The sequence below is a fragment of the Ancrocorticia sp. genome (genome assembly GCF_052089425.1).
In the GTDB taxonomy this organism is placed as follows: Bacteria; Actinomycetota; Actinomycetes; order Actinomycetales; family Actinomycetaceae; genus Ancrocorticia.
Genome location: NZ_JBQCZW010000041.1, coordinates 10,774 through 16,333, shown reverse-complemented (window position 1 = coordinate 16,333; position 5,560 = coordinate 10,774). Strand labels below are relative to the sequence as shown.

At 59.3% G+C, this 5,560-nt stretch carries 6 protein-coding genes, 1 tRNA gene and 1 pseudogene; 4 read left to right on the top strand and 4 right to left on the bottom strand.

Annotated elements, in window-relative coordinates; genetic code table 11:
* Positions 1-57: 57 nt before the first annotated feature.
* The 3 genes from ACTHV6_RS10510 to ACTHV6_RS10500 form a co-directional block, all read right to left on the bottom strand.
* A tRNA-Ala gene (locus ACTHV6_RS10510) sits at positions 58-130 on the bottom strand.
* 87 nt (positions 131-217) lie between these two features.
* The gene (locus ACTHV6_RS10505; protein ID WP_441387468.1) at positions 218-1,651 is read right to left on the bottom strand and encodes a DUF6667 domain-containing protein; all 1,434 of its coding nucleotides are present in this window, start codon (positions 1,649-1,651) and stop codon (positions 218-220) included.
* Between the two features lie 40 nt (positions 1,652-1,691).
* Positions 1,692-2,906 (bottom strand): molybdopterin molybdotransferase MoeA, encoded by a 1,215-nt coding sequence (locus ACTHV6_RS10500; RefSeq protein ID WP_441387466.1) that lies wholly within the window; start codon positions 2,904-2,906, stop codon positions 1,692-1,694.
* Positions 2,907-3,077: 171 nt separating this feature from the next.
* On the opposite strand from ACTHV6_RS10500, the gene ACTHV6_RS10495 reads away from it, so the two are divergent.
* Together ACTHV6_RS10495 and ACTHV6_RS10490 are read left to right on the top strand one after the other, a co-directional pair.
* Positions 3,078-3,701 (top strand): 5-formyltetrahydrofolate cyclo-ligase, encoded by a 624-nt coding sequence (locus tag ACTHV6_RS10495; RefSeq protein WP_441387465.1) that lies wholly within the window; start codon positions 3,078-3,080, stop codon positions 3,699-3,701.
* Between the two features lie 183 nt (positions 3,702-3,884).
* A pseudogene (locus tag ACTHV6_RS10490) lies at positions 3,885-4,025 on the top strand (FmdB family zinc ribbon protein); the annotation flags it as partial.
* 161 nt (positions 4,026-4,186) lie between these two features.
* On the opposite strand, the gene ACTHV6_RS10485 reads toward ACTHV6_RS10490, so the two are convergent.
* On the bottom strand, positions 4,187-4,351 hold the full coding sequence (locus ACTHV6_RS10485) for a hypothetical protein (RefSeq protein WP_441387469.1): 165 nt from the start codon (positions 4,349-4,351) through the stop codon (positions 4,187-4,189).
* 132 nt (positions 4,352-4,483) lie between these two features.
* Between ACTHV6_RS10485 and ACTHV6_RS10480 the strand changes: the two genes are divergently transcribed.
* Complete coding sequence (locus tag ACTHV6_RS10480) at positions 4,484-5,116, top strand: SAF domain-containing protein (RefSeq protein ID WP_441387463.1); 633 nt, start codon at positions 4,484-4,486, stop codon at positions 5,114-5,116.
* A gap of 37 nt (positions 5,117-5,153) precedes the next feature.
* Positions 5,154-5,537, top strand: coding sequence for a large conductance mechanosensitive channel protein MscL (gene mscL / locus ACTHV6_RS10475; protein ID WP_441387462.1), 384 nt, complete (start codon positions 5,154-5,156; stop codon positions 5,535-5,537).
* Positions 5,538-5,560 lie beyond the last annotated feature (23 nt).

Genomic DNA, 5,560 nt, shown 5'->3' with positions numbered 1-5,560 from the left:
GTCAGTGACATATCACGCGACTCATCTGAGACACATGTCCCGACTCATCACAATTTGTGGAGCTAGGGGGATTCGAACCCCCGACCTTTTCATTGCGAACGAAACGCGCTACCAACTGCGCCATAGCCCCTGAGACTCGACTAGCTTAGCACCGGCTTTCGTGTGGCGCACATTCGCAAGCAGGAACGTGCGCCGAACCACGAAATACGGGGCCGAACTATGCACGGCGGCGGTCCAGCAAAGCGTCCAATGCGGATCCACCCGCAAGTCCCTGAGACTTCTGCGTGGAGGAAGCGTCCGAAGAAGTGGCGCTCGAGGCGGCTGCTTCGGCGGAAACGGCGGGCGTGAGGGTGTTCTCCTCGAAGCGCTCATCCAGCTCCTGCGGGCGGTAGGGCACCGCGGCGGTTGGCTGGGAAGGAGCCTCGTATGGCGTCACGAGCTCACGCTTGATGGACTCGGGCTTGACCCTAGCCGTTCCACGCTCCACGGAAGCCGTTGGGCTGCCTGTTGTTTCACGGGACGCAGGCACCGCTGGGCTACCCGATGCCTCGCGGGCACTTGAGGCGCTCGTGGGCTTGGCCGGTACCGCCTGTGCTCGCTCTTCTTGAGAAGCCTTGGCCTTCCGGACCCTCTCAGCGCTGGGAGCCGAAGCCTTGGACTTCTGGACCTTCTCCGGGCTTGGAGCACTGGCAGCCTTGGAAGCCTGAGAACGCTCAGCACTCGAGGCACTAGCCGAAGCGCCGCTCGTCGCGTTAACAGCCTGAGCGTTCTCACCCGTCAACACCGGATCTGCAGCGATGGAATCCTCAACGATCTCGGGCTCAGCAGAGATCGAGATGCGAGATTCAGCGGTAACGGCTCTATCGGTCTTTTCCGACGTAGAGGAATCGGCGGAGCCCCCAGATTGAGCGCTTGCCTCCGATTGGGCACTGGCCTCAGCCTCAGCGGAACTCGCGGATGCGTTCACTCCAGACTGCCCACGATGGCGCCGCACGGCAGGCCTGCGCGAACCGGCAACGTGCGCGGATCCCTTGTGCCCGCGAAGCTTCTGATTGAGTTTCTCAATCGCCTCTTCGTCGGCTGCTGTGGCCTCAGCCATCGTGTTGACGATGTAGCCAAAGCCAGCGCCATAGGCCAGCGCGAGGGCAGTAAGCACGGCCGGCACGGCAATAGCAAGGCTTGTGGCAGCCGTCAGCACCCACGCAACAACGGTCACGATGCCGATGACGCCGCCGCCCAAAATCCCGCGCTGCTTGTTGACGTTACGTTGGGAAATGCGTGCCCGCCTGCGCGCACGCTCCTTGGCGATAACGCGTACATCGTCAGTGCCACGGGCCCGCGAAGCCGCATGTTCGCTCTTCTTCATTATGACCTCCGGCTGGCGAAAGAAAACTGTCCCGTGTGAACCTTCCGTGTGTGTGCTCGCACCCCCATGACGGGAAGCGGCCACATCAAGCATCCGCAAATCTTCGGCGTACCGTTCTTCAATCCTTGCCTCGGCCAGAACGGACCGCCTTCGATACAGATGTGGAATCACGTAGAGCATCAGCACTGCAGTTACTGCGATAAGTGCGTATCCCTGAAAGTCCACAACACCCACGTTAGTGGGCAAAGTGGGCGCTTCCACGGACAAACCACGCGTGTTGCGCATTTAGAAGGACGACGACGACGAAAACCGAGCCCAATCGTGATTATCCGTTGAGGATGATGCACTCCATCGAATCACCCTGCTGAACCTTTGTGACGTCTTCGGGAATCACAGCAAGGCCATTCGCCTCCGCGAATCCGGTGATAAGCGGGTTCTGGCCACCTTCGGTGGGTTGGAAGCGGTAGCCCTTCGCCGTATTGCCGGTCACGTGAACGCGTACGTAATCACGCTCGCCCGCAGTAGAAAAGAAGGTGTCTGAAGCCGTGGCTGCGATGGAACGGTTCCCGATCGAGGCGTACCCGGCCATTTTCCTCAGCGCGGGCCGCACGAACACCTCGAAGCTCACAAGAGCGGCAACCGGATCACCTGGCAGGCAGAAGATAACCGTGTCATCTTCTAGGCTTCCTACACCCAACTGGCGCCCGGGATTCATGGCCACGTTATCGAACCTCACCGATCCCAGAGGCGAGAGCACCTCCTTGATCGTGTCTCCACCTCCGTAGGATAAGCCGCCCGTTGTGATGATGACGTCCGCCCGCAAAAGCTGATCTTCAATGGCGTCGCGGAGAACATTCTTATCGTCGGAGACTGCACCAACACGGTAGGCAACTCCGCCTGCGCTCTTAACCGCCGAGCTGAGCGCGTGCGAGTTGGCGTCGTAAATCTTACCCGCGGGCGCTCCACGCCCCGGTGCCACGAGTTCGCTCCCTACGCTCATGACCACCACGCGAGGGGCAGGGTGAACGGGAACAAGGGCTCGTCCAGAACTGGCCAAGAGGGCAATGTGGCGGGCAGCGATACGCGTGCCTTCCGTCAGGGCAACCGAACCGACTCGTAGATCCTCGCCCTGAGTACGGACATAGTCCTGCGCGCGAACGCTTTGGTAGAGCGTGACACTCACGGTGTCTTGATCAGTCGATTCCAGCGGAACAACGCTATCTGCCCCTGCAGGAAGTCTCACCCCCGAGGCGATTTTCATCGCTGTGCCTTCAAACACGCTCGATGCATCCCCGGAATCGGAATACAGCTCTCCGAGTACCCGAAGCCGCACGGGATTCTCAGCCGATGCCCCGATCGTGTCCGCCCCTCGAACGGCGTACCCATCCTGAGCAGCAATGTCCGCGGCCGGAACGTTGGTCATCGAGAGAACATCTTCAGCCAAAATGCATCCGAGAGCGTCGGGAAGCTCCGCTTCATAGCGTTCGATCGGTGCTGCAAGATCTAGGCAGTCCTTCAAATGGGCTTCTACGCTCTTCATAGTCTCTCCTCGGCAACGTGCGGCAACGGCGCATAGTCCACAATACCGGCGGATCGATGCAGCAGGCGATGTTACAGCTTTCAAGCGCTTTGGTGAGTCCTCAGCTTCACGAGCGGCAGAATCTACAGGCACCGATTGGGAATGTGATGTGGATCATGGGAGAATGCGGGTATGGAAAAGCACATGGTGGCGCTTCCCGATGTCACTGGTCTGGATGTCGAAGATGCCAAACAGGCCCTGCGATCTGTTGCACGCGATGCACGTAAGCGGCTCCCGGTCGCGGTTCGCAAGGATTTTGAGGCTCAATGGGTCCCTACTGCGCTCGATTTTATCGGCGATGCCAAGACGGTGGCCTGCTACGTCTCAGTCAACAACGAACCAGAAACTCACGCGCTGTGTGAAGCCATAGCGGCACACGGCTGCGAACTGCTCCTGCCCAAGTTGGGGCCCGGACTCTCCCGCGAGTGGGCCTGGTATCAGGGAGCAGACGATCTGGCGGTGTGTGCGCCTGGACGCCCACCTGAGCCCTCGGGAGAAGCCATCGGTTCTGACATCCTCGCCACAGTAGATGTCCTCATCATTCCCGCAACGCTCGTGGACCGTCAGGGCCGAAGGATCGGTCAGGGCGGAGGTTGGTATGACCGCGTGCTGAAGCAGGTGAGCGCGCAAACGCGAGTCGGGGCCATGGTGTTTCCCGAAGAGTACGTGGATATTGACCTGCCTCAAGATCCGATGGATCGGCCCGTTTCCTTCGTCATCCTGCCCGACAGGTGGGGAGCCTGCGGCAAGGCGTAGCAGTAACACGGCAGAAAGCTGGCGTTAGCCCTACGGGTGAGAACCTACGGCAAGGCCGTAGTAGTAGGAAACTCACCGCAAAGCCAAGCGCAGGATGTGATTCCGGCGGCTCTTCTGGATACATCGGCCTAGCCCGCGTAAAGTTAGCACTCGGAATCTTAGAGTGCTGGGAAAGGACGAGGCGTGCCAACGTATTCGTACCGCTGTACGGTGTGCGGCAATGAGTTTGACATTCGTCAATCATTTACCGATGACGCTCTGACAGTTTGTGACAAGTGCGGTGGGCACCTGCGCAAGCTGTTTAATTCGGTTGGCATTGTGTTTAAGGGTTCGGGTTTCTACCACAACGATTCCAAATCGCACGCAAACCTGAACGCCTCCTCATCGAGCGAATCTTCGTCATCGGCGGACTCGTCCTCCTCAGAGCATTCGACAGCCGGATCTTCATCATCCTCAGATTCTTCGGCGTCTGCTTCTTCTGTATCTCATTCTTCGGCGTCCACTTCCAGTGGCGTGGATTCTTCGAAATCCTCCCGTACTGCGGCCTCCGCAGCAGCCCCGGGGCGCTCGGCATAGCTCTGCGTCGCGTGAGATGATCTCGCCGATACATAACGTGTAGCCGTAATTTCGGCATCTCCTTCCTCCGACACGGCGCCTCACGGCTCGCGGTATCCCTCATCCCATGACGGCTCGCGGTATCCCCAGAACGGCGCCGGCGGCTTTTATCCACAGGTAGCCCGGCACCATCGGCACGCAATTCCACAGGGCCTTAGCGTTAGCCTATGTTCCAACGCATCCGCGGCACACTCTGGCGTATCCGCCACCTTGTCATTGCTCTGACGGCCATCGTGTGCCTGCTGAGTGTTCTTCAGGCCGGGGCAAGCCTCAAACCTGCAACGCGTGCCGTGGTTGTGGCAGCCGAATCGATACCGGCCGGCAAACTGCTAGAAGAATCTGACCTTGAGACCGCCCATGTGCCAGAGGACCTCATTCCAACTGGCACCATGACTGCTATAGACGAGGCAGCCGGAGAAGTGCTGGTCAGCGGGTTGCCGAAGGGGATGCCTCTTCCCACCTCTCTTCTGCTGAGCTCGGAGTTTCTGGATTCGGCTCCACCCGGCTACTCCATCACCTCCGTCACGATCATTGCTGACGGCACGGAGGGCATGGCCACCCCAGGCACCAGCGTTGCCCTGTACGCTCCCCCGTCAGACCTCGATGAAACAGCCGAGGCGGTTAAGGTAGTGGACGATGCGATCGTTGTGGGCCACGGCACCGTTGCCGAAGGCGGCAGCTTCCTCTCTAATGCGGACGATGTGCGTGTGCTCTTCCTCGCAATTCCGGAAGATACCGTAAATCTAGTGCTTGGATACAGTACGAGGACGGCAATGCGTATTGTCCTGAATACCGCATGAGCCGCCCGTATCCACCTATCACCTGAAAGGGAACGACATGCTTAGGGGATTCCGCGATTTCATCATGCGCGGTAACGTCATCGATCTGGCCGTTGGCATCATCATTGGCGCCGCGTTCACCCCCATCATCGATGCGATCACCACCGTGATCATGGACGTCATTGCTGCTCTCGTGGGCAAACCTAACTTTGACAATATCTGGACCATCACCCTGAATGGCACGGACATCCTGCCCGGCGCTATTCTCACCGCACTGGTTAACTTCCTGTTCGTGGCCGCCGCACTCTACTTCTTCGTGGTGATGCCCATGAACAGGTACGCGGAACGCAAGAAGGCAGCCGAAGAAGAGGCGCCTGAGCCGGATACCAACGAGCTGCTCGGCGAGATCCGTGACCTTCTAGCCGCTAGCAAGAAAGAGTAGACAGGACCCCACCTTCAGAAACG